We start from the raw sequence: 24291 nt of genomic DNA, 5'->3' as shown, positions 1-24291 counted from the left end.
GGCGTCAGTCCTCCCCCAGCCACAGGTTGGTCAGGTCGCCGTTGAGCACCGGGTACGGCAGCCAGTTGCGCACCCGGTGCCCGCGCAGCCAGTACTGGTGGGCGAAGAGGATCGGCACCACCGCGCAGTCGCGCAGCACCTCCCGCTCGGCGGCCCGCCAGTGCTCGTTCGCGGCCCTCTCGTCGGCGCAGCTCAGCGCCGCGTCGATGTGCTCGTTGACGACCTCGTTGTGGTAGTGGCCGAAGTTCGACCCCCAGTCGTCGTTGCCGGAGACGCCGGAGCTGTCGAAGAGGGCCTGGAGATAGACGCGGGCGTTGTTGCCGTGCCAGTCCGGCTCCCAGCCGGACAGCGCCACGTCCCAGCGGCCCTCGCGGGCGCCGTCGGCCCGGCCCAGGTATGTGCCGAACAGCTCGGTGATGCCGGCCGGGACGAGGTCGAGGGTGATGCCGGCCCGGGCGGCGGCGGACCGGACCACCCGCGCGGTCTCCGGGTGGATGTCCCGGTCCCGGTAGACCAGCTTCAACGTGAGCCCGTCGGGGTAGCCGGCGTCGGCGAGCAGCCGGCGGGCCAGCTCCGGGTCGCCGGCGCCGTCGTTCGCCGCGTACGGCGCGAACGGCCGGTGCGCGCGGCACAGCGGCGGCAGGATCTGCTCGGCGATGTCGTTGAGGCGACGCCCGCCCCAGACCTCGGCCACGGCGGTCTTGTCGATCGCGTACTGCAACGCCTCCCGGACCTCCCGGCGGCCCAGCGCACCGCCCTCGTTCGGGCTGAGCACGTTGATCACCAGGTACGGGCTGAACAGACCGGCCGGGCAGACCTCCAGCCGGGGGTCCCCGGCGGCGAACATCTCCGGCAGCCGCTCGGTCAGCGGCTGGATGTCCCACAACATGTCGGCGTCACCGAGGATCACCATGTCGTGGCAGGTCTTCTCGTCCAGCCCCTGCCGCACCTCGATGCGGTCCACGTGGGCGGCACGGACCGGGTCGGTGGCCGGGTCCCAGGTGCGGCTGCGCTCCAGCGTGATCAGCCGGTCCGGCTCGTAGGCGGTGATCCGGTACGGCCCGATCGAGCCGAGTCGCTGGTCCAGCTCGGGGCTGCCGGGCACGAACCAGAGGTACTCCTCCGGCGCCGGGGAGGCGAACGGCAACGCCAGGAGGTTGAGGAAGTCGGAGGTGGGGCGGCGGGTGGTCAGCTCCACCGTCCGGTCGTCGAGCACCCGCAGCCCGGGCACCTCGGCGGCCTCCAGGTAGGGCGCCACCACGTTGAGGTCGCGGGGCAGGGTGAGCAGGTCGTCGCGGAACTCGGCGAGCCCTTCGACGGTGCTCAGGTAGTAGGGCAGGCCGGGGCTGGGCGCCATCGGGTGGGCCAGCCGCTTGATGCCGCGTACCACGTCGGCGGCGGTCAACGGCCGGGGTCCGTTGGGCAGGTCCCAGCGCAGCCCGTCGCGCAGCGTGAACCGGTAGCGGCGGCCCTCGGCGTCGTACGGCCCGTCCGCCGCCACCGCCAGGTCCGGCACCAGGTCCCCGGCCCGCCGGTGGTCGCGGGTCGACGGGTAGGTGACCAGCTGCCGGGTGTACGCGCGGACGATCCCCCGGGTCACCGTGTGGTACGCCAGCGCCGGGTCGAGGTGGTCGACGTCGCCCGCGCCGACCAGGGTGAGCGTGCCGCCGCGGCGCGGGCGGTCCGCGCCGGGGATCAGTCCGAGGTCCGTCGATGCGTCTGCCGTGGTCATGCGGACTCCTCCAGCCAGAGGTTGGACAGGTCGAACCAGCGGTCCACCGTGGGCATGGCGATCGCGTTGCGGACCCGCCGGCCCTTGCGGTGCGGGATGGTCGGGGCGTGCACGAGGATCGGCACGATCGCGGCGTCCCGCATGACGCACAGGTCGACCTGGTGCCACAGTTCGGTGGCGCGGGCCCGGTCGGTGGCGCCGAGCGCCTCCTCGATCAGCCGGTCGACCTCCGGGTTGCTGTAACCGCCGTAGTTGCTGGTGCCGCGGGACGTGTTGGTCTGGAACATCGGCTGGACGTAGGTGCGCCCGTTCGGGCCGAACCAGTCGGGCGTCCAGGACGGGGCGGAGATGTCCCAGGCGCCGGCGCGGGCGTTGGCCGGGTCGCGCAGGAACTGGTAGTACTCGGCGTGGCCGAGCGAGACCAGACGGACGCTGATACCGCCCTTCTCCAGGTCGGCGGCGTAGGAGCGGGCCACCTCCGGGTTGGCGTCCACGTCCCGGTGCACGGCGGTGAGGGTGAGCCCGTCCGGGTAGCCCGCCTCGGCCAGCAGCGCCCGGCAGCGCTCCGGGTCGCCCCGGTCCCCCGGTGTCGGGTACAGGTTGAAGTCGACGTGCCCGTCGTTGCCGGGCGGGATCGCCGTGTGCCCGGACAACATCACCGTCCCGGCCTCCAGGCCGTGGTAGATCTCGGCGATCGCCGCCTTGTCTATCGCGTACGCGATGGCCTGACGCACCTTGAGCTTGCTCATCGCCCGGTCGGCGTTCGGGCTGAGCAGGTTGAACACCAGGTACGGGTTGAGCGCGTAGCCGAGGTCGTTGCCCGGGTCGGTGGGCGCCACGTCGTACGGCTCGGTGATCGGTGACGCCCAGGACAGGTCGGCGCGGCCACTGTCGATCACCTCCCCCACCTGCTGCGGGCTGGCGATCTCCATGGTCACCTCGACCCCGTCCAGGTACTGCTGGCGCACCGGGTCGGACGCCTTGCGCCACACCGGGTTGCGGTCCAGCCGCACCGACTCGCCGTGGGCGTAGTGGGTGATCCGGTACGGCCCGTTGGAGCGCACCCGCCGCCGGAACTCCGCGCTGTCGGGCAGCACCTCGTCGTACTCGACCGGGGCGGCGGAGGCGCACTGCAGCGCCAGGATGTGCAGGAAGTCCACCGCCGGGCGGATCAGGTCGAAGACGATCGTCCGGTCGTCGACGGCGCGGACGCCGGCGATCTCGTGGTTGTTCTGGAACGCGGCCAGCTCGGCGGCGGCCGGCTCGGCCGAGGTGATCGCGGCGGCGTACGCGTCGCAGTACTCGGCCATACCCCGGATGGTGCTGGTGAAGTAGCCGATCCCGCCGGCCTGCAACACCGGGTTGGCCATCCGCTTGAAGCCGCGCACGAAGTCCCCGGCGGTCACCTCGCGGGGCGGGTCGGTGTCCCAGTACACGCCGGGGCGCAGCCGGATCGTGTAGCGGGTGTGGTCGGCGCTGATGCCGCCGTTGTCCACTGTCGGCACCGCCTCGGCCACGTCGGGCACGGGCGTGACGGCCGACGGGTCGCGCAGGTCGGCGACCGGCCGGTAGGTGAACAGCTGGCGGGCGAAGAGCCGGATGATCTGCCCGCCGAGCATGTAGTAGGCGCAGGCCGGATCGAGATGGTCCATGCTGCCGGGCCCGTAGAGCCGCAGGATTCCCCCGTACCGGGGCTGGCCGCCGTTCATCGACACACACCTTTCGTCGTCTCTGCGGTCCCCGCCACGTCGGCGCGCAGCTGCGACGGCAGCAGCGGCTCCCGCAGCAGCGTGTCGAAGCGGTCGGCGAGGCTGGTGTCCGGCTCGCGGGCGGCCAGCCAGGCGTCGACCAGCCGGCCGCCCTCGGAGTAGGTGACTGAGTACGCGCGCCACAGCGGGTCGGCGGCGAACGTGACCATCTGCTCGGCCCGGTCGGGTGGCAGCAGCATCCACCGCCGCAGGTAGGCAAGTGCCTCCGCCCGGTCGCCGCCCTCGTCGTGCAGGAGCAGGGCGGCGTCGATGCGGGCCGGCAGCAGGCGCACGATCAGGCCGCGCATCCGCTCGACCCGCTCGCCCTCGACGTGGACGCCCTCCCCGGCCAGGATGCCGGCGGTCCACTCGCCCCAGCCGGGGCCGAGCACCGCGTCGACCGCCGCCTCGGCCAGGCCCTCGGTGACCAGGCACCGGGGTGTGTCGACCAGGGCGATGGTGTGCTCGTCCTGGCCGCCGTCGCGGACCAGGCCGGCCTCCTTCAGGCAGTGCTCGGTGTGGTGGCCGGGGTACGACTCGTGCGCCACGATGATCGGCAGCGCGGCCACCGACCGGCCGCTCGCCGCGTTCAGCGCCACGGCGGAGCGGAAGCCGCCCAGGTAGCTGTTGTACGCGTTCCACGGCGCGTCCCGGACCACCGTGTACTCGACACGCTCGGTCCCGGGCAGGCCGAACCGGTCCCGGGTCCGCTCGCGCAGCGCGTCGGAGACCGCCTGCACGCAGCGGTGCAGCCGTTCCGGCGGGACGGTGTTGCGCCGGTAGAACTCCTCCACCCGGTCCACGAGCGGTCCCGGCCCGGGCAGCAGCGCGTCGATCTCGTCGTGCACCGCCGCGTACCGCTCCGGCGGGGTGCGGGTCACGTCGACGTCGTAACAGGCGCGCACCTCCTCCCGGAACGACATCGGCGTGCCGGCGAGCCGGTCGGCGACCGCGCGCAGCGCGGCGAGCTGGGCGGTGAGGTACCGGCGGCGGGCCGGTTCGAGGTCGCTGTCGCCGAGGGCGGCGAGCGTCCGGCCGGCCTGGCGGGACAGCTCGCGGGGGTCGGGCGGCGGTTCGGCGGCGACCTGGTCGCGCAGCGCCGGGTCACCGTAGTAGCAGTCGACGAGCCCGTCGACCAGCCGGCCGAGGCGCAGGCCGAGCAGCAGGTAGTCGCGGACCAGCGGGTTCACTCGTCCACCCCCGGGCGTGCGGCGGTCAGGTCCACCGCGTACCCCTGCGGGGGCAGCGGCGTGATCCCGTCGACCCGGTCCGGTCGCCTCGGCGCGGCCACCGGCGCCCGGTGCAGGATCGGCACCACCGCCACGTCGGCGACCGCGCGCTCCGCGGCGGCCCGCCAGGCGGCGTCGGCCCGCCACGGCTCCGGCGCGTCGAGCGCCCGCTCGATCAGCGCGTCCACCTCGGGTGCGGCGTAGCCGCCGTGGTTGGCGCCGCCGGGCACCGGGGTCGCCTGGAGCATCGCCTGCGCGAAGACCCGCCCGTTGTGCTCCAGCCAGTCGGGTACGCGCGCCGCCACCGCGAGCTGCCAGCCGCCGGCGGTGGCGGGGGCGCGCAGCGCCTCGGTGTACGCGGCGTCGGCGAGCCCGACCGCCCGGGTCGGCAGGCCGGCCCGGGTGAGGTCGCTCGCGCAGGCGTGCGCCACCTCGGGCCCGAGGCCGGACTGCGGGTGGATCAGGACCAGCGGCGGGCCGTCGGCGTGGCCCGCCGAGGCGAGCAGTTCACGGGCCCGCGCCGGATCACCGGTGGAGCACGGATCGGCCGTGTCGTGCCCGGCGTTGCCCGGCGGGATCAGCGAGCCCGCGATCCGTACCGGCACGCCGGGGCGGTGCCGCCGGTACAGGTCGGCCACCGCGGCCTTGTCCACGGCGAGCGCCACGGCCTGCCGTACCCGGGGGTCGGCCCAGACCGGGTCGCGCAGGTTGAGCAGGAGGTACGGGTCGAGCGCCCAGCCGAGCGCGCCGTCGCCGTCGACCGGCTCGGCGGCCGGCAGCCCGCCGACTGCGGGCGCGACCGGCACCTCGGCCGGCGCGTCGGTGGGCTCCGCGTCGGCGCGGCCGGCGCCGTCGCTCAGGCGCAGCTCCACCCGGTCGGCCTCGGCCCGCCGGTACGGGTCGGCGGCGGGCTCCCAGGCCGGGTTGCGGACCAGTTCGACCCATTCGCCGGGCCGGTGCCGCCGCACCCGGTACGGCCCGTTGGCGCGCAGGTGGGCGGCGGCCTCGGGGCTGCCGGGGACGAACGCGTCGTGCTCGACGGGCACCGCCGACGCCGCGGGCAGCGCGAGCATGTGCACGAAGTCCAGCGCCGGCCGGGCCAGCTCGATGACGAGCGTCTCGTCGTCGAGCGCGAAGACGCCGGGGATCTCGTGCGCGTTCTGGTACGCGGCCAGCGTCGCCGCGTCCCCGGCCCGGTGGGTGGCCTCCGCCGCCCAGGCGGTGGCGAAGTCGGCGAGGCCGCGCACGGTGCTCGCGAAGTACGCGAGCGACGGTGAGGGCCGGACCGGGTTGCACATCCGTTTGAAGCCGCGGACCACGTCGTGCGCGGTGACCGGACGCCGGTCGGGGGTGTCCCAGCGGACGCCGGGGCGCATGTGGAACACGTAGCTGCGGTGGCTGGCGCCGAGCCCGGCGTTCCAGGTGGAGGGGACCTCCAGGGCGAGGTCGGGCACCGGCGTGACGGCCTGCCAGTCGCGGACGTCCCGGGCGGTCTGCCAGGTGACGAGCTGCCGGGTGTGCAGCCGGACGAACGGGGCCGCCGACGCGGGGGCGCAGCTGGGGTCCAGCGGTGCGGCGTCGGTGGGCGCGACCACCCGCAGCACGCCGCCGCGCCGCCGCGCGGTGGCCGGCTCCGGCCGGTACGGGGCGACGGTCATGACAGCTCCCGGACGAGGTCGGCGATGGCGTCGACGGCGAGGTCGACCTCCTCGGCGGTGTTGTAGAGGTGGGTGCAGATCCGGGCGGCGTAGTGCTGGTGCGGTGAGCCGGCGACGTCGAACTCGGTCCACCGGGTCCAGATCCGGTGCCGGCTCTCCAGCTCGTCGACGAGACGGGCGAATTTGGTGATGTTCCAGCCGTCGGCCCGGTCGGGGAACGGGTTGAACGCCACCAGCGGCGCGGTCAGCCGGTCGTCGGTGAGCGGTGAGTACAGCGACTCGACGCCGAACCGCTCGACGATCCGGGCGCGGGTGTGCGCGCCGAGCGCCACCGCGTGCCGCTCGATCCGGTCCCGGCCGATGCGGTCCCACAGCTCGCACGCCTTCGCCAGGGCGGCGCCCCGGGCGATGCTGGCACTGCCAGCGCTCTGCAGGTAGTCGCCCATGTTGTAGCTCTCCACCCGGGTGGTGGTACGCGGTGGCGGGGCGCCCATCATCGGGTACCAGGTGGAGATGACCGGCCAGAACGTCGGCAGCGGCAGCGGGTTGTGCTCGGGGTGGACCTTGTTGCGGACGTAGAGCAGCCCGGTGCCGAGCGGCCCGCACTGGAACTTCGAGCCGGAGCAGGTGACGAAGTCGGGCCCGAGCGCGCGCAGGTCGGTGTCGAACAGGCCGGGCAGCAGCGCGCCGTCGACCACTGTGGTCAGGCCGTGTTGCTGGGCCAGGTCGCAGAGCTGGCGCACCGGCATCCGGGTGCCGGTGAACAGCGTGACGGCGGCGAACGCCAGCACCTTCGTCCGCGGCGTGATCGCCCGGGCGAACATGTCGACGATCTCCTCGGCGGTGACGTCCGGCCCGACCGGCGGGGTCAGCACGGTGAGCGTGATCCGGTGCCGGTTGCGCAGCAGGTTGAAGTTGGACAGCACCGAGTAGCACTCGTGGCTGGTGGTGATGACCTCGTCGCCCTCGTGCAGGTCGAGCCCGTTGATGACGCGGGCCACCCCCTCGGTGGCGTTGTGGCAGATCACCATCTCGTCCTGGTCGACGCCGAACGCCCGGCCGATGGCGGCGCGGTGCTCGGGGTACATGCCGGGCGGGTAGACGTTGCGCAGTCCGCCGTTCCACTCCCGGGTCACCCGGTCGTTGACGTCCAGCACCTCGTACGGCATCACGCCGATGGTGCCGGTGTTGAGGTGGACCGCGTCGGGCTCCATCGCGAACAGCGACCGCAGCTCCGCGAAGGAGGCGGCGCGCAGCGGGTCGGCCGGTGCGGGCGGCCCGCCGGTGCGGGAGGCCGTCGTGGTCGCGGGGTCGTCGGTCACGCTGACGCGCATGGCGTCCCTCCTGTCAGGAGCTGGCACCCGCCAGCGAATTTACCATATGATTCTCAAGTAAATAGTCGTCCCGCTGCCCGCCCCGTCCGACCGCGCCGGGCTCTCCGGCGCGTCCCACCGCAGAGCAGGGAGAAGCGATGATCGCGTGCCACACCGGCGGTTGGCCGGACACCGAAGATCCTCAGCGGACGGAGCCGGCTGCCTCCGGCTGCTCGTGCGGCTGCGCCGGCCGCTGCCGGCCGCCGTCCGCCGGCGCCGGCGGCGAGCGCGACCGCCGGCAGGAGCAGTTCGACGCGCGCGACCGGGTGCCCTGACGCCGGGCGGGTGGGGGCGGCCGGGCCGCCGCCCCCACCGGGCCGGTCAGCCGCCGAGCACGTCCGGCAGCCGGACCGCCTTGAACCGCCGGTCGGCGAAGTCGCAGTACCAGACCAGCTCGCCGTCCCAGGCCAGCCCGGTCGGATGCCCCGGCAGCCGCACCGTGGCGACCAGCCGGCCCGACTCCGCCTCGACCGCGTGCAGCAGGCCGTCCTCGAACTCGGCGTAGAGCACGTGACCCTCGGCGTACGTGAGGCCCGAGGGCGACCCCACGACCGGGTGCTCCCGCTGCACCGTCATGGTCTCGAAGTCCCGTAGCTGGATCACCGCGGGCGCGCGCAGGCAGAGCCACACGCCCTCGGGCCCGGTCTCCATGCCGGTGACCCGGCCGTTGGAGGGCCGTACCGGCTTCGACCCGACGGTCTGGCCGGTGGCCGGGTCGATCAGCAGGATCCGCTTCGGCCGGCCGCCGATCTGGCACAGTTTTCCGTCCGCGTATCCCAGGTCGGCCCGCACGTCCGGGTACGCGAAGGACCGGCGTACCGCGCCGTCCGCCGGGTCGATCGCGAAGATCCGCGCGGCGTCCTGGTCGGAGTGCCAGAGCCAGGTGCCGTCCCAGGTCAGGCCGCACATGTAGCCGGCCGGGCCGGGCAGGCTGCGCACCACCTCGACGGGCGGTGCGATCGTCGAGCCGCTCACCGTCTCGTTCTCCCTTCGTTGGCTGACCCGGCCCGCGCCGGGCCGGCGGACCTGCGGGCGGCGTCAGTCGACGGCCGCCACCGGGGCGTTCAGCCGGGCCGTCAGCGCGGCGATGTGCGCCGGCGACGCGCCGCAGCACCCGCCGGCCACGGCGAGCCGGTACTCCACCGCCCAGCCGGCGACCAGGTCGCCGAACTCGGCGGGGTCGAGCAGCGGGCGCGGCCCGGGCGCGCCGTCGCGGCGGTCCTCCAGGTTCGGGTACGCGCCGATCGGGCCGTCGTCGGCGTCGCGCAGCGCCCGCAGGCACCGCTCGGTCGCCTCCGGGGCGGTGCAGTTGACAAGCACCACCTCGGCCCCGGCGGCGCGCACCGCGCGGGCGGCGTCCACCAGGGAGTCGCCGGACAGCAGCCGGCCCTGGTCGTCGCAGACGAAGGCGGCCCAGGCCCGGGCGCCCACCTCGCGTACCTGCTCCACCGCGATGCGTGCCTCGCGGGCGGTGTTCATGGTCTCCACCAGCACCAGCTCCACCCCGGCCCGGACCAGCTCCACGGCCAGCCAGCGGTGCTCCTCACGCAGCTCGTCGTCGGCCGGCACCAGGTCCGGCCGGTAGCAGTCCTCCACCGGAGCCATCGACGCGGCGATCCGGGTGCCGGGCGCGCCGGCCGTGTTGCGGGCGGCGAGCGCGACGCCGACGGCCGCGTGCACCATCCAGCCGAGGCCGGCGTCCTCCAGTCCGGCGCGGCGCAGCGCCCGCAGGTTGCAGCGCAGCGTGTTCGCCGTGAGCACCTGCGCCCCGGCGGTCAGGAACCGCTCGTGGACGTCGCGCAGCACGCGCCGCCGGCTGTCCGCCAGCAACGCCGCGGTGCCCCACCACGGGGGCTGGTACGGCAGCCCGGCGCGCTGCAACTCGGTGGCGAGTCCTCCGTCGAGCACCACCGGGGCGCCGCCGGTCGTGAATGCGGACATGTCTCCTCCTTCGCGGGGCGGTAATGCCGGTCAGCGGGTCAGGCGCCGTCACGCAGCGCGGTGACCAGGTCCTCGACCAGGTCGGCCGGGTCCTCGATGCCGGGTGAGATCCGGATCAGCCGGTCGGTCAACCCGAGACGCCGGCGTACCTCGGGCGGCACCGGGCGGTGGGTCATCAGCGCCGGGCACTCGATCAGGGAGCGGACGCCGCCGAGGCTGACCGCGGCGGTGAACAGGCGTACCCGGTCGAGCAGCTTGGCCGGGTCGCCGCGGTACTCGAAGGCGGCGAGCGCGCCGGGCGCGGTCATCTGCCGGGCCGCCACCGCGTGCTGCGGATGCGTGGGCAGGCCCGGATAGCTGACCGTCGCGACGCTCGGCTCGGCCAGCAGAGCCGCCACCACCGCGCGGGTGTTCTCCACCTGCCGGGCGGTGCGCAGGGACAGCGTCTTCAGACCGCGGTGGGTGAGGTAGCAGTCGAAGCCGCCGGGGGCGTTGCCGGCCACCGTGCGGTAGGCCAGGAACCGCCGGTGCAGCTCCTCGTCCTGGTAGACGAGCGCGCCGCCGAGCACGTCGAGATGACCGGCGACGGACTTGGTGGTGCTGTAGAGCGTGATGTCCGCGCCGTGCGCGAGCGGTCGTTGCAGTACCGGCCCGGCCAGCGTGTTGTCCACCACCACCAGGGCGCCGTGCCGGTGCGCGAGGTCGGACACCGCGGCGATGTCGGCGACCTTGAGCAGCGGGTTGGTGGGCGTCTCCAGCCACACCATGGCCAGCTCGGGACCGCACTCGGACAGCGCGCGGTCCCGCTCGGCCGGGTCGGCGAAATCCACCGGCCGGACCGTCACGCCGCGCTCGGCGGCGGCGGCGAGCAACTGGTGGGTGCCGCCGTACACGTCGTCGGAGGCGAGCACCAGCCGGCCCGGCGGCACCAGCGACAGCGCCGTCGTGGCGGCGGCCTGCCCGCTGGTGTAGACGGTCGCGTGCCGGGCGTCCTCCAGCGCGGCGAGGCACTCCTCCAGCGCCTCCCGGTTGGGCTGCTCGCCCCGGGCGTAGAAGTAGCGCGGCGGGTCCTGGGCGGTGCGGTCGTAGGTGGTGGCGAGGTGGATCGGCGGCACCACGTCGCCGGTGCCGGGCACTGGTCGCTGGCCGACGTGCACCAGCCGGGTGTCGAACCTCATGACGCTCCCTTCCGGGCGCTGCTCAGAGGAACCGGACGTCGGGGTGGTCGGTGGTCCAGGGACCCGGTCGTACGCCGGCGAGCAGCTCGCCGACGAGGTCGATCTCGGCGGTGGTGTTGTAGACGCCGAAGGAGAGCCGGACCGTGCCGAGCAGGCCCATCTCGTCGAGGAAGGTGCTGGCGCAGTGCACGCCGCAGCGCACCGCCACGCCGTGCCGGTCCAGGTGCGCCCCGACGTCGTACGGGTGGATGCCGTCGACCACGAACGAGACGATGCCGCTGGGGTCGGCGGCCGGGTCACCGACCACCCGCACCCGGTCGATCGCGGCGAGCACGTCGACGGCGTGCCGGACCAGCGCCCGGTCGTGCCGGCGGATCGCGTCCCAGCCGAGGTCGCGCAGGTAGTCCAGGGCGGCGGCCAGCCCGACCGCGCCGGCCACGTACGGCGTGCCGGCCTCCCACCGGGCCGGCCCGTCGAGGTAGCGGACCGGCTGGTCGGCCGCGACGCCCTTCACGGTGCCGCCGCCCACCTGGTACGGGGGCAGCCCGGCGAGCAGGTCCCGGCGGCCGTGCAGCACGCCGACGCCCATCGGCCCGTACGCCTTGTGCCCGGAGAAGCAGTAGAAGTCGGCATCGAGGTCGCGCACGTCGACCGGCCGGTGCGGTACGGCCTGGGCGCCGTCGACCACCACCAGCGCGCCGACCCGGCGGGCGGCGGCGGTCATCTCCCGTACCGGGTTGACGGTGCCGAGCACGTTCGAGACGTGGGTGACCGCCACCAGCGCGGTGTCCGGGCCGAGCGCGGCGGCGAACCGGTCGGCTCCGACCCGCCCGTCCGGTCCGGCCGGCACCACTGTGAGCGTGGCGCCCGTACGGTCGCAGAGCCGGCGCCACGGCAGCAGGTTGCTGTTGTGCTCCATGCCGGTCACCACGACCCGCCGGCCCGGCCCGGCCACCCGTTGCCCGGCGGTGTCCGCGACCAGGTTGACCGCGGCGGTGGTGCCGGCGGTGAAGAGCACCTCCTCCGGCTGCGCCGCGCCGATCGCCCGCGCGACGCTCTCGCGGGCCTGCTCGTACCGCTCGGTGGACTCCAGGCCGAGCCGGTGGTAGCCGCGCCCGACGTTGCTGTTCGCCCCGGTGTAGTAGTCGGTGATCGCGTCCAGGACGACGCGGGGCTTCTGCGTGGTGGCGGCGTTGTCCAGGTAGGCGACGAGGTCGCCGGCCCGGCGGGCCAGCAGGGGGAAGTCGTCCCGTACCGCCCTGGGCAGCGCCTCCGGATCGTGTCGCACCGTGTCCGTCATGCCGGCTCCTGTCGCTTGACGGCCGGTCGTCGGTGCCGGCGTACGCGCCGCGCGGGGTCGCCCCCGCGACGCGCACGGACGCCGTCAGGCGCTCGGGCGACGGAGGGCGGACCGGTCGTCCCCGTGGGACCACAGTGCTCGGGAGGTGCCGCACGGGCGCGGCGTGCCGGACGACGACGGGCCCCGACGAACGCCGAGGCTAGTTCAGAATAATATAGTGATCCGGTCCCGTCACCCCCTGGCGCGGGTCAGTGACCGGAGGTCGTCTGAGCGGCGGGCGCGGCGCCGGCGTCCAGGCCGAGCAGCTCGCAGCAGCGCAGCACCGCGTCGATGTCGCCCTCCAGCTTGAGCTGCCCGCCGACCATCGCCATCAGCGGCGTGACCCGCCCGGCGCCGATGCGCACGAACGTGGCCGCGTCGGTGGTCGCCACCATCGCCGGGTCGTCGGACGGCCCCTTCGCCACGCGCGGCACCCCGCCGGCGACGTCGATGCGGAAGACCTCGTCGTCGACCTGGAACTGGTAGCTCTCGTCGATCGGGGAGATCTTGTCCCACTGGAACATCGCCTCCACGGCGAGGAAGCCCCAGTGCGGGCGGACCGTGTCCTCGGCGTTCAGGTCACCGACGAACTCCAGGCCCCAGTGCGCGAGCCCGAGCACCATCGGCCGCAGCGCCTGCCCGGTCGGGGTCAGCTCGTAGGAGAGCCGGCCGCCGGTGCCGTGCACGTCGACCTGCCGCAGCACGCCCGAGTCGACGAGGAACTTGAGCCGGTCGGCGAGCAGGTTCGTGCCGATGCCGGGCAGGTCCGCGAGCAGTTCGCTGTAGCGCCGGGGACCCATCAGCAGCTCCCTGATGATCAGCAGCGTCCAGCGTTCGCCCAGCACGTCGAGCGCGGACGCGAGCCCGCAGTACTGGTGGTAGGAGCGCTTGCCGGCGAGGCCAGTCTGTGCCATTCCGCTATCGTATATTTTAGTCGGCTGTTTGCGCAGGTGGGGACGCGCTGTCGAAGCGACCGGCCAGGCCCGGCGGACCGTTCGGCCAGCGGTCAGGCGGCGGCCCGGCGGCCGAAGAGCCCCCGCATCAGCACCGGCTTGGCCAGCTCCTGGAAGTCGAGGTCGGGGTCGAGCTCGCGTACCGTCCCCTCGATCACCAGCAGCGACAGCAGCGGGAAGATGAGTTCCGGCGCGGCGTGCACGCCGTAGCGGCGTTGCAGGTCGAACATCTCCGCGGCGAACGCGATCAGGCTGAACTCCCGGGCCGGCAGCCCGTGGCTGCGCTCCACCAGGTCGGCCATCCGGACCAGGAACGTCTCCACGTCGGCGTCCGGCCGCAGGCCGGTGCCGCTGCGCACCACGATCTCGGCGCAGTACCGGCCGCGCCCGATCGACATGTTCATGAAGAACTCCGCGAACAGCCGGCGCAGCTCCTCGGTGAGCTGCACGCTGAACCCGGCGTCGAGCACCACCACCTGGGCGCCCCGGGTGAAGTAGAGGTTGCCCGGGTGCATGTCGCAGTGGACGAATCCGTCCACGAAGAGCATGTGGTAGATCGCTGTCATCGCAGAGGCGGCGAACCGCTTTCGCACGGCCGCCGACATCGACCGCGCCACGTCCACGTCGAGGTCCGGCATGAACTCCATGACCAGGCAGCGCGGCCGGCAGGCGTCGTCGCGTACGCCGGGCACCCGGACCCGGGGCACCACGGCGAGGTTCTCCTTGAGCCGGCGCAGGTTCTCCGCCTCCCGGGCGAAGTCGAGCTGGCCGAACACCGCGCCGCACATGTTCTCGACCACCTCCCGCACCGGGACGCCGCGCAGCATCGGCAGCCGGGCCATCACCCGGGCGCCGTGCCGCATCAGCGCGAGGTCGAGGGCCATCGTCGACTCGATGCCGGGACGGCGCAGCTTGAGCGCCACCTCGGCGCCGTCGGGCATCCGGCCGCGGTAGACGCAGGCCACGCTGCCGCTGGCCACCGGCGTCGGGTCGATCTCCGCGAACTCCGCGGGCGTCTCGCTGCCGTACGCCTCGGCCAGCGCCCGGCTGGTCTGCTCGGGGGTCATCGGGTCGACCCGGTCCTGGAGCACCGACAGCTCGTCGCAGAGCGCGGCCGGCAGCACGTCGCGCCGGGTGCCGAGCACCTGCCCGGCCTTGACGAACGTCGGGCCGAGCCGCATCAGCAACGTGGTGAGACGGCGGTACAGCAGCCGGCGGGCCGCCGCCCGGTCACCTCGGACCGCCTTGACCAGCGCCGCCGGCAGCACCGGCAGCAGGTGGGCGGCGCCGACCGCGCCGATCCGGGTCGAGCGGGCCAGCAGAGCGCGCGTGGTCGCCATGGACGTCAACCCTTCGTGATGCCCGGCACCTCGATCGCCCGGAGCTGCAGGGTGGTGAAGTCGCAGTACCAGATGCGGCGGCCGTCCCAGGTGATGCCGGTCGGGTTGCCCGCGACCGAGTAGGCGGCCACCTCCCGGCGGGCCGCCACGTCGTACAGGTTGATGGTGGCCGCGTCGCGGTCGGAGTAGACGAGGTAGCTGTCCGAGACGGTCAGGCCGGCGATCGGCTGGCGGACCGGGAACGTGTCGATCAGCCCGAAACCGTCCGGGTCGCGCAGGTCGACCTGGCGCAGGTCCTCGTAGCCCAGCCAGAGCCCGTGCCGGGTCGCCTCCAGCCCGCACAGCACGTTGCCGGGACGCGGGTTGCCGAACTCGCCGAGCAGCTCGCCGTCCTCGGGATCGACCAGCCGCAGCACGCGGTCGTCGCCCGCCACCTGCAGCAGCCGCCCGCCGATCGTGGTCAGGTCGGTGCGCACGCCGGGGCAGTCGAGCCGGCGGACCACCTTGCCGCTGATCGGGTCCAGGGAGGCGATCTGGCTGGAGACCGCCTCGGAGAACCAGAGGCACTCCGCGGACCAGGTCAGGCCGCAGAGCTTGAGAGCGCCACGGACGGGAATGTCGCGGACGGTACCCACCGCGAAGGGCATCAGGACCTCCTCTGCCGGGACAGGCCGCACTCCAGCCGCCAGCCGGTCACGGCGCGGACGTCGCGCCGGGCCGGCCGGCGCAGGGCGACGGACAGCTCGTCGCCCTCGGCCACGTCGGTGTGCCGCAGCGGCCACACCCAGACCGCCCAGTTGCATCCGGGGTACGACGGGAAGTTCGACAGCGTCACGTCGTCGGTGAAGTCGGCGGTGAAGAAGCCGAGCACGGCGTGCAGCCTCCCCGGCGCGATGACCGGCAGCCGCTGCCGCAGCGTCTGCCGGGACGGCGACCGGCCGTCGAGCGCCTGGTCGAGCACCACTGTGGGCTCGGTCAGCAGCTTCGGCGGACGCTGGAAGAAGTGCAGCTGGGCCGCCGGGGCCACGAGCTCCTGCACCGGGTCGAGCCGGTAGCCGTAGAAGTCGCCGCCCCACAGCCCCCAGCCCTCGTCGGCGAACTCGGCCGCGGCCAGCCAGGTCCGCAGCCGCCGGGGCACCACCCGGCCGCCGGGGCGCAGGTGGCGACGGGCGATCACGTGCAGCACCTCGGCCATCTCCTCCTCCGGGCCGAGGTTTCCCATCATCTCGGAGACCAGCACGTCCGCCTTGCGGGGCAGCCGGACCGTACGGGCGTCGCCGGTGACCAGGGTGAGCCGTCCCTTGAGGTCGTTGGCCTCGATGATGCGGGCCGCCGCCGCGGCGGTGGCCGGGTCGGCCTCGACCGCGTACACGTGCTCGGCGCCGTGCCGCAGCGCCAGCAGGGAGAGCGCGAGCAGCCCCGCGCCCACGTCGACCACCACGTCGCCGGGGGTGACGGCCTCCTCCAGCGCCCTGTCGTACGCCCGCAGCCGGGGCGCGTCGCCGAGCATCATCTGGTGCATGAGCAGCAGCCGCTGGTCCACGCGGTACCCCCTGAGCGCGCGTCCCTCCCGACCGCCGTAGCAGCCGGGAGGGACATCGTGACGGTACGTTGCTATTGGTTTTACTAGTAGAACCTCTGCCCGGCAGGCCCGTCAAGCGGACCCGTCGGTCAGGCGTTCACCGCGGCGTGCTCGCCGACCAGCGCGTCCCGCATCACCAGGTTGACGCCGGTGAGGCGAGCCTTCGGCTGCTCGTCCACGGTGACCAGGGCGGTGTCCGAGCCGTCCAGCTTGAGCTCGGTGCCGGTGGCCTCCATGCCGCGCATCTTGCCGTTGACGTGCACGGAGTTGGCGGCGTAGAGCGTCTCGTGCGGCGTGACCAGCTCGAACTCGGCGTCGATGTGCAGGTCGCCGGGGAACTTGAGCCGGCTGAGGCTGTCCTCGTTGCCCTCGCCCAGCGTGCCGCCGGAGACCCGCGGCCAGCTCGCCCGCAGCATGACCCGGCCACCCAGCTCCGGGCTGTGTCCGACGACCGCGACGCGGGCCAGCTGGGCGAGCACGCCCGGGCCCTCGTCGTGCTTGTCCGGGCCGAAGAGCAGCACCTCGGCACCGGCCGCCTTGCGGTAGTCCCCGGCCAGGTCGACCCGCACCGTCTTGCCGTTGACCTCGACCTCGATCTGCCCCTCCAGCGAGGTCTGCATGATCATGGACGGGTCGACCAGCATGGACATGCACGGGCCGGCGCTGGGCGCGAAGAACAGGTTCGGCGTGATCCCGACCGGCTGGTTCTCGTCGTTGGCCGGGTACCACGCCTCCGGCAGCGTGGTGCCCTTGACGACGTTCGGCGCGGCCATCACGTCGAAGGGACCGTCACCGCGCGGCTTGCCCAGGTAGGGCCCGGTCAGCGGCTTCTTGAACGGCGGGACGCTGTCGACCACGCCGTAGATGTCGATGACGTTGCGGTGGGCGAGCCGCAGCGTGCTCGACTCCAGGATGCCGAAGCGGCGGATGTAGAACTCGGCCGGGAAGTTCTTGCCCGGCACGATCTGCCGCACGTGCCCGCTGTTGGGCAGGAACGGGTTGGACAGGACCTGGATGCGGTCGTCCAACTCGTAGCTGAACCCCTTGATGCCCACCTCGGGCGCGCTGATCAGCTCGGTGGCGAACTGCGCGTAGCCGTTCTCGTCGACCTTGTGCTCGAAGCCCGGCATGGGCCACTTGTTGAGCTGCACGAAGCCGGACAGGTTGATCGTCTCGCGGCGGCCCGAGTAGTAGTCCTCGCCGAAGACCACGGTTGCCGCGGCGAGGATGTGCGGGCGGATCGGCTTGGGTTCGAGGTTCAGGGACTCGTAGGTCTCTCTGGTGCTCAAGCCAGACACCTCCAATGTCTGTCGGCAGGGGTCAGCGGCGGTCTGAGGGCCGCTGGTGGACCGGACCCGACCGGTCCCGCCGAACTTCAAGCTATGTGTTTTTAAAGCGTGCTGTCAATGCCTGGGGCATCGTCAGGTGTCATCGGCCTCCAGAACGCGACGGCCCGCTCCCCCGGCGGGGAGCGGGCCGTCGCGGCGGCCGCCGGTCAGTCCGGCACGGCCGCCGCGCCGGCCGGCAGCAACGGCCGGGGCAGCGGCAGGGGCAGTTCGGCGGCGGGACTCGTCACGGCCCCCGGGGTACCCGTCTCCAGCGCCAGCCGGCGCAGCAGGCCGAGCATCCGGTACCGGCCGCCGGTCGTCCCGACCGGCATCACCAGGGACTTGTCCACCAGGGCGGCGAGCACCACCCGCACGTCCGTGGGCCCGGACGGATGGGGCCGCCAGAACCGCTGGGCGGCCGCCAGGTCGAACACCCCCGGCAGCAACGCGACGCGCTGGAACAGACAACGCTCGGCCACGTCGAGGCGCTGGACGCTACGGTCGAGCATCGCCCGCAGCGACGTGTGGCGTGACTCCGGTCCGGCGGCGGGCGGGCGCAGTCCGTCCAGCGGTCCCTCCAGCTTGCGCAGCACCCCGTCCAGACTCTCGGTGGCCAGGCACGCCGCCGCCATCTCCAGGGCCAGCGGCAGGCCGTCGAGCCGGCGGCAGATCTCCACCGCGACCTCCGCGTCCCGCCGGTCGAGGCGGAACCCGGGGCGGGCCTGGGCCGCCCGTTCGGCGAGCAGCGCGACCGCCGGATTGGACAGGACCGACGGCCATCCGCCCGGCTGCGGCACCGGGAGCGGATGCAGGCGCTGGACCCGCTCGTACGGCAGCCCGAGCGGCTGACGCGAGCCGGTCAGCACCGCCACGTCCGGGCACGCCAGCAACAGCCGGTCGGCGACCACCGCACACGCGTCGACCAGGTGCTCGGCGTTGTCCAGCACCACGAGTGTCGGCTGGTCGCGCAGCAGTTCGACCGGATCCTCGGCGCCGTTGCCCCCGAGCATCCGGGCCAGCCGGCGTTCCAGCTGCCGCCGGTCACTGAGATCGAGCGTGTCCACCGTCAGGACCCCGCCGGTGAAGACACGGGCGGCCTGGTGGGCGGCGCGCAGGGTCACCGCCGACTTGCCACAGCCGGGCGCGCCGGTGACGGTCACCGCGCGGTACTTCGCCAGCAGGGCCGCCAGGTCGGCGATGTCCCCGGCCCGCCAGTGCAGCGGCCCGGAGATCGGCCCGCAGCCGGGCCTGCGCCTTGCGGCCGGCACCGCCGGCGCCGGCCGGGGCACCGGTGGACGGCCGGCCGGGCGCACCAGCGCCCGGTGCACCGCCCGCAGTTCCTCCCCCGGGTCGACGCCCAGTTCGGTACGGAGCCGCTCGGTGATGTCGGCGTACCGGTGCAGGGCCACGGTCCGGTGCCCGCTGCTGCCGAGCACGGCCAGATAGTCGGCCTGGATCGCCTCGTGCAGGGGTTCCAGCCGGGCCAGCCGGGTGGCGGTGTCGAGCACCGCCGCGGCGCGTCCCAGCCGCAGCCCCAGACCGACGTAGCTGTGCGAGGTCGCCACCCAGGCCGCACCCAGGGCCTCCACCTCGATGTTGTCGTGCAGCAGCGAACGCAGCTCACCGAGGGTCGGGCTGCGCCACAGGTCCAGCGCCTGCCCGAGCAGGTGGAACGCCTCCTCACGGCAGCCCTCGCCGATCCGCTTCTCGGCCTCGGCGACACAGCGGCGGAACCGCGCGACGTCCGTCTCGACGGTCTCGGCGCGCAGCGAGTACCCGGTGACGGTCGAGGCGATGACCCGTACCCGGCGCCGCGGCGGATGCTCCGGTTCGAGGACCTGGCGCAGCCGGGCCACGTACGTGTGCACGAGCGACCGGGCGCTCGGCGGGACTACGCCGCCCCAGACCGCCTCCTCCACCTCGCTCACCGGGACGCTGTCGCCCAGGCGTAACGCCAGAAGCGAGAGCACCGCCCGCTGCTTGGCCGGTCCGGGCTCCACCGGATGCCCCTTCCGCCGCACGCGCAGCGGACCCAACAGGTCGACCCGGTAACAGGCGCGACTCTCCATCATCTATCCCCCCAGGCTCAGCGTGAGCCCGAGACTGGCACATCCGGTTACCACGTCGCCACACTCAGCTATTGCTCAGGAAACTCGGCAGGCCAGGCCGCCAACCCGCCCGAGCAGCGTGATCACCGCCCGGGACGTGCGTAAAGGCCGCCGGGCGGAACGACGACGGCGGGGAGTTCTTTTTCATATGGCGAAGCTATTGATAGAAGTTGCGGGCCGTGCCGGGTTGCGTGACCCGGTTCCGACGAAGGCCCACCCTGAAAGGGATGCCGCCCACCTGGAGGCCCGTGTCGCGCATCCAGGATAGACAGAATGCTATATGAAATCTTAGTATTCTGGTGGCCGGATGACTCAGGTGAGGAGCACGAGGGCATGTTCGAGCGGTTCACCGACCGAGCGCGACGGGTTGTCGTCCTGGCCCAGGAAGAGGCCCGGATGCTCAACCACAACTACATCGGTACGGAGCACATCCTGTTGGGCCTGATCCATGAGGGTGAGGGTGTCGCGGCGAAGGCTCTGGAGAGTCTGGGCATCTCCCTGGAGGGTGTGCGTCAGCAGGTCGAGGAGATCATCGGCCAGGGTCAGCAGGCGCCGAGCGGGCACATTCCGTTCACGCCGCGGGCGAAGAAGGTGCTGGAGCTGTCGCTGCGTGAGGCGTTGCAGCTGGGCCACAACTACATCGGCACCGAGCACATCCTGTTGGGCCTGATCCGCGAGGGTGAGGGCGTCGCCGCGCAGGTCCTGGTGAAGCTGGGCGCGGACCTGAACCGGGTGCGTCAGCAGGTCATCCAGCTGCTCTCCGGCTACCAGGGCAAGGAGCCGGCCGCCGCCGGTGCCGCGCCGGGTGAGGCCGCGCCGTCGACCAGCCTGGTGCTGGACCAGTTCGGCCGGAACCTGACCCAGGCCGCCCGGGAGGGCAAGCTCGACCCGGTGATCGGGCGGGAGAAGGAGATCGAGCGGGTCATGCAGGTGCTGTCCCGCCGCACGAAGAACAACCCGGTGCTGATCGGTGAGCCCGGCGTCGGCAAGACCGCCGTGGTGGAGGGCCTGTCCCAGAAGATCATCAAGGGTGAGGTGCCGGAGACGCTGAAGGACAAGCAGCTCTACACGCTCGACCTCGGCGCGCTGGTGGCCGGTTCGCGCTACCGCGGTGACTTTGAGGAGCGTCTGAAGAAGGTGCTCAAGGAGATCCGCACCCGCGGTGACATCATCCTGTTCATCGACGAGATCCACACGCTCGTCGGTGCGGGCGCGGCCGAGGGCGCGATCGACGCCGCCAGCATCCTCAAGCCGATGCTGGCCCGGGGTGAGCTGCAGACCATCGGCGCCACCACGCTGGATGAGTACCGCAAGCACCTGGAGAAGGACGCCGCTCTGGAGCGTCGTTTCCAGCCGATCCAGGTGGGTGAGCCGTCGCTGGCCCACACCATCGAGATTTTGAAGGGCCTGCGGGACCGCTACGAGGCGCACCACCGCGTCTCCATCACCGACGCCGCCCTGGTCGCCGCCGCGACGCTCGCCGACCGGTACATCTCCGACCGGTTCCTGCCGGACAAGGCGATCGACCTGATCGACGAGGCCGGCGCCCGGATGCGGATCCGTCGGATGACCGCGCCGCCGGACCTGCGCGACTTCGACGAGCGCATCGCGCAGGTGCGCCGCGACAAGGAGTCCGCGATCGACGCGCAGGACTTCGAGCGGGCCGCGCAGCTGCGGGACACCGAGAAGCAGCTGCTCGGGCAGAAGGCGCAGCGGGAGAAGGAGTGGAAGGCCGGTGACCTGGACGTCGTCAGCGAGGTCGACGACGAGCAGATCGCCGAGGTCCTCGGCAACTGGACCGGCATCCCGGTCTACAAGCTGACCGAGGAGGAAACCTCCCGGCTGCTGCGCATGGAAGACGAGCTGCACAAGCGCGTCATCGGCCAGGAAGACGCGGTCAAGGCGGTCTCGAAGGCGATCCGCCGTACCCGGGCCGGGTTGAAGGACCCGAAGCGCCCGTCCGGCTCGTTCATCTTCGCCGGCCCGTCCGGCGTCGGTAAGACCGAGCTGTCCAAGGCCCTGGCGGAGTTCCTGTTCGGGTCCGAGGACGCGCTGATCCAGCTGGACATGTCGGAGTTCCACGACCGGTACACCGTGTCCCGGCTCGTCGGTGCCCCTCCCGGCTACGTCGGCTACGACGAGGGTGGGCAGCTGACCGAGAAGGTGCGTCGCCGGCCGTTCTCCGTGGTCCTCTTCGACGAGATCGAGAAGGCCCACCCGGACGTGTTCAACACGCTCCTGCAGATCCTGGAGGACGGGCGTCTCACCGACGGTCAGGGCCGGATCGTGGACTTCAAGAACACGGTCATCATCCTGACCACCAACCTCGGTACGCGCGACGTCGCCAAGGCGGTGTCGCTGGGCTTCCAGGCCTCTGAGGACTCCGAGTCGAACTACGACCGGATGAAGCAGAAGGTCAACGACGAGCTCAAGCAGCACTTCCGGCCCGAGTTCCTCAACCGGATCGACGACACCATCGTCTTCCACCAGCTGCGTCAGAACGAGATCCTGTCGATCGTCGACATCATGATCGCCCGGATCGAGACCCAGCTGCGGAACAAGGACATGGGTCTGGAGCTGACCGACAACGCCAAGAAGTACCTCGCGAAGAAGGGCTTCGACCCCGTCCTCGGCGCGCGGCCACTGCGCCGCACGATCCAACGCGACATCGAAGACAACCTGTCCGAACGGATCCTGTTCAACGAACTGCCCCCCGGTCAGATCGTGGTCGTGGACTGCGAAGGCGACCCCGACGACACCGACACGTCCACACTCGTCTTCCGGGCCGGCAAGCCGGTGCCGACGGGTCAGCCGTAGGCCCGCCGGCCCACCGCCATCAGATGATCACGCGTCGCGTCGTCGCAGAGCGCCCCGGCCACCCCGGCGGCGTACGCCCGCTCGGGCCCGAGCCCGAGACGCGCCGCCAACTCGTGCTCACGGCCCAGATCGGTACCGAACATCGCCGGGTCGTCGGTCCCGACCGAGCAGCGCAGACCGGCGGCGACGAGGCGGGGCAACGGATGCGCGGCCTCGGACTCCACCACCCGGGTCCGCAGGTTCGACGTGGGGCACACGTCCAGCACCACACCCCGGTCCCGCAGCTCGGCGAGCAGGTCGTCGTCCTCGGCGGCCCGGATGCCGTGACGGATCCGGGCCGGAGCCAGCTCCAGCAGGTCGCGTACCGAATCCGGCCCGCCCGCCTCGCCGCCGTGCGGGACGAACGCCAGACCGCCGTCGCGGGCGATCGCCACCGCCCGGGCGAACGCCTTCGCCGGCGCGGCCAGCTCCGGCCCGCCCAGACCGAACCCGACCACGCCCCGGTCCCGGTACCGCACGGCCTGGCGGGCGCACTCCTCGGCGTCGGCCGGCGCCAGCTCGCGGTCCACGTCGGGCGTCAACAGCACCCGTACGCCGTGCCGCTCGTACGCCTCGGCCGCGCCGTCGGCGTACCCCTCGAAGATGTCCGCCCAGCCGACGCCCCGGCGCACCCGCTCGGCCGGCGAGAAGATGCCCTCCAGGTAGACAGCGCCGTGCGTGGCCGCCTCGGCGGCGTACGCCACCACGATGCGCCGGAAGTCGTCGGCCGTACGCAGGCAGTTGGTGGTCAACACCCAGGTGCGGACGAAGTGGTCGAAGTCGGTGAACTCGTAGAGCTGACGCAGACCCTCGACCGTCTCCGCGGGCAGCCGCTGACCGTTGCGGCGGGCGATGACCAGGAGCGTCTCCGGCCGCACCGTCCCTTCGAAGTGGACGTGCAGCTCGATCTTCGGGGCCGGCACGGCCATCAGGCGGTTCGGAGCGCGCGCCGCTCGGCCATCACCGGCGTCCGCCCCCGCCAGCCGGCCTGCGACACGCCCAGCAGCCAGCGCAGCGGCGTGGCGGAGAGCAACGGCGGATCGGTGACCCGCACCTGCCGCACCGGCACCGTGAGCGTGGCCCGCGCGACGGTGATGCGCTGGGCGCTGCCCGTCTCGGCCGGTATCCGCAGGTCCGCGTCGCCGATCAGGAAGCTGTCCGGCGCGCCGTCGACGAGCGCCGAGGTGGCGTCCCGGTCCGGGCGCAGCAGCAGGACCCGGGCGCGGTGCTCGCCCGGCGGCACGGTGGCGGGCAGCGCGGCCGGCAGCGGGCGAGGCGCGGCCGTCCACCATTCGTTGCGCCCCCCGTCGTGGGGCGCCACCGCGGCGAGCAGCAGCCCCGGCAGGTCCACGGTGTCGAGGTGCATCAGCGCCCGGGGGCCCTGGCCGGCGACTATCGCGCGGCTGCGGATCACCGGCAGCAGCGCCGCCACCGACACGCCCGCCAACTGCCGGGCGAGCTGGCGGAACCGCTCCGGGGGCAAACTCACCCAGCGCCGGAACTGGGTGGTGAACGTGCCGACGCTGGAGTACCCGACCTGGGCGCTGATCGCCGTGACGGTGAGCGAGGAACGCAGCAGCAGCCGTCGCGCCTCGGCCATCCGCAGGGCGGCCAGGAAACGTGCCGGTGTCATCGAGGTGGCCTGCTTGAACACGCGATGGAAATAGAAGGGGCTGAACGGGGCAAGGCGCGCCAGCGTTTCCAGCGGCAACGGCCTGCCGAGCTCTCTTTTCATGTGCTCAATCACCCGGACAATGGCGGCCGACCGGCCGTCATGTTCCTTGCAGTCGGCACCTGAAAACTGCCCCATGGCCCCTCCATCGCTACCCGGAAACCGTGACCAATAGTGCTGTGCGGCTCTTGAACGAGTCTTGATTTGCCGCACGCGGGCCGCTCGGGCGTCCTCGGCGGCGGGCGATACGTGCT

Annotated in this window: 18 protein-coding genes; 1 reads left to right on the top strand and 17 read right to left on the bottom strand. The window is 72.8% G+C overall.

Annotated features, from left to right (window positions below):
* Positions 1 to 4: 4 nt before the first annotated feature.
* The 15 genes from A4R25_RS17190 to A4R25_RS17120 form a co-directional block, all read right to left on the bottom strand.
* Positions 5 to 1732, bottom strand: a complete 1728-nt coding sequence (locus A4R25_RS17190) for an ABC transporter substrate-binding protein (protein WP_157539112.1) — start codon at positions 1730 to 1732, stop codon at positions 5 to 7.
* Positions 1729 to 3441 (bottom strand): ABC transporter substrate-binding protein, encoded by a 1713-nt coding sequence (locus tag A4R25_RS17185; RefSeq protein WP_043325235.1) that lies wholly within the window; start codon positions 3439 to 3441, stop codon positions 1729 to 1731. The genes A4R25_RS17190 and A4R25_RS17185 overlap by 4 nt, the downstream gene beginning before the upstream one ends.
* Entirely contained in the window at positions 3438 to 4670 is a 1233-nt protein-coding gene (locus tag A4R25_RS17180) for a hypothetical protein (RefSeq protein WP_064447387.1), read from the bottom strand. Before A4R25_RS17180 ends, A4R25_RS17185 begins: the two co-directional genes overlap by 4 nt.
* The gene (locus tag A4R25_RS17175; RefSeq protein WP_064447386.1) at positions 4667 to 6367 is read right to left on the bottom strand and encodes an ABC transporter substrate-binding protein; all 1701 of its coding nucleotides are present in this window, start codon (positions 6365 to 6367) and stop codon (positions 4667 to 4669) included. The genes A4R25_RS17180 and A4R25_RS17175 overlap by 4 nt, the downstream gene beginning before the upstream one ends.
* Positions 6364 to 7701 carry an aminotransferase class V-fold PLP-dependent enzyme gene (locus A4R25_RS17170; RefSeq protein WP_064447385.1) on the bottom strand — a complete coding sequence of 446 codons (1338 nt, stop codon included), beginning with the start codon at positions 7699 to 7701 and terminating at the stop codon, positions 6364 to 6366. Before A4R25_RS17170 ends, A4R25_RS17175 begins: the two co-directional genes overlap by 4 nt.
* Positions 7702 to 8061: 360 nt before the next feature.
* Positions 8062 to 8715: a hypothetical protein gene (locus A4R25_RS17165; RefSeq protein ID WP_064447384.1), complete on the bottom strand. Its 654-nt coding sequence runs from the start codon at positions 8713 to 8715 to the stop codon at positions 8062 to 8064.
* A 63-nt stretch (positions 8716 to 8778) separates the two neighbouring features.
* Positions 8779 to 9681 carry a homocysteine S-methyltransferase family protein gene (locus tag A4R25_RS17160; RefSeq protein WP_064447383.1) on the bottom strand — a complete coding sequence of 301 codons (903 nt, stop codon included), beginning with the start codon at positions 9679 to 9681 and terminating at the stop codon, positions 8779 to 8781.
* A 38-nt stretch (positions 9682 to 9719) separates the two neighbouring features.
* Positions 9720 to 10859 (bottom strand): PLP-dependent aspartate aminotransferase family protein, encoded by a 1140-nt coding sequence (locus tag A4R25_RS17155; RefSeq protein WP_064447382.1) that lies wholly within the window; start codon positions 10857 to 10859, stop codon positions 9720 to 9722.
* 22 nt (positions 10860 to 10881) lie between these two features.
* Positions 10882 to 12159 carry an aminotransferase class V-fold PLP-dependent enzyme gene (locus A4R25_RS17150; RefSeq protein WP_064447381.1) on the bottom strand — a complete coding sequence of 426 codons (1278 nt, stop codon included), beginning with the start codon at positions 12157 to 12159 and terminating at the stop codon, positions 10882 to 10884.
* 248 nt (positions 12160 to 12407) lie between these two features.
* Positions 12408 to 13112 carry a crotonobetainyl-CoA--carnitine CoA-transferase gene (locus A4R25_RS17145; RefSeq protein ID WP_043325247.1) on the bottom strand — a complete coding sequence of 235 codons (705 nt, stop codon included), beginning with the start codon at positions 13110 to 13112 and terminating at the stop codon, positions 12408 to 12410.
* Between the two features lie 92 nt (positions 13113 to 13204).
* Positions 13205 to 14491 carry an AarF/ABC1/UbiB kinase family protein gene (locus tag A4R25_RS17140; protein WP_064447380.1) on the bottom strand — a complete coding sequence of 429 codons (1287 nt, stop codon included), beginning with the start codon at positions 14489 to 14491 and terminating at the stop codon, positions 13205 to 13207.
* Between the two features lie 5 nt (positions 14492 to 14496).
* Complete coding sequence (locus tag A4R25_RS17135) at positions 14497 to 15138, bottom strand: hypothetical protein (RefSeq protein WP_043325250.1); 642 nt, start codon at positions 15136 to 15138, stop codon at positions 14497 to 14499.
* Entirely contained in the window at positions 15138 to 16034 is an 897-nt protein-coding gene (locus A4R25_RS17130; protein ID WP_043325252.1) for a 50S ribosomal protein L11 methyltransferase, read from the bottom strand. The genes A4R25_RS17135 and A4R25_RS17130 overlap by 1 nt, the downstream gene beginning before the upstream one ends.
* 128 nt (positions 16035 to 16162) lie before the next feature.
* Entirely contained in the window at positions 16163 to 17362 is a 1200-nt protein-coding gene (locus A4R25_RS17125; RefSeq protein ID WP_030499571.1) for a DUF6004 family protein, read from the bottom strand.
* Positions 17363 to 17568: 206 nt separating this feature from the next.
* A complete protein-coding gene (locus A4R25_RS17120; protein ID WP_231915560.1) occupies positions 17569 to 19470 on the bottom strand; it encodes a BTAD domain-containing putative transcriptional regulator in 1902 nt (633 codons plus the stop codon).
* 372 nt (positions 19471 to 19842) lie between these two features.
* Between A4R25_RS17120 and A4R25_RS17115 the strand changes: the two genes are divergently transcribed.
* Positions 19843 to 22326 (top strand): ATP-dependent Clp protease ATP-binding subunit, encoded by a 2484-nt coding sequence (locus A4R25_RS17115; protein WP_064447378.1) that lies wholly within the window; start codon positions 19843 to 19845, stop codon positions 22324 to 22326.
* Here A4R25_RS17115 and add read toward each other — a convergent pair.
* A complete protein-coding gene (gene add / locus A4R25_RS17110; protein WP_197494922.1) occupies positions 22317 to 23294 on the bottom strand; it encodes an adenosine deaminase in 978 nt (325 codons plus the stop codon). The genes A4R25_RS17115 and add overlap by 10 nt on opposite strands.
* Positions 23294 to 24100 (bottom strand): AraC family transcriptional regulator, encoded by an 807-nt coding sequence (locus A4R25_RS17105; protein ID WP_223201160.1) that lies wholly within the window; start codon positions 24098 to 24100, stop codon positions 23294 to 23296. The genes add and A4R25_RS17105 overlap by 1 nt, the downstream gene beginning before the upstream one ends.
* Between the last annotated feature and the right edge of the window lie 191 nt (positions 24101 to 24291).

This window comes from Micromonospora sp. NBRC 110037 (assembly GCF_001652995.1).
GTDB lineage: Bacteria > Actinomycetota > Actinomycetes > Mycobacteriales > Micromonosporaceae > Micromonospora > Micromonospora chalcea.
This window is presented reverse-complemented; position numbering and strand designations above follow the sequence as displayed.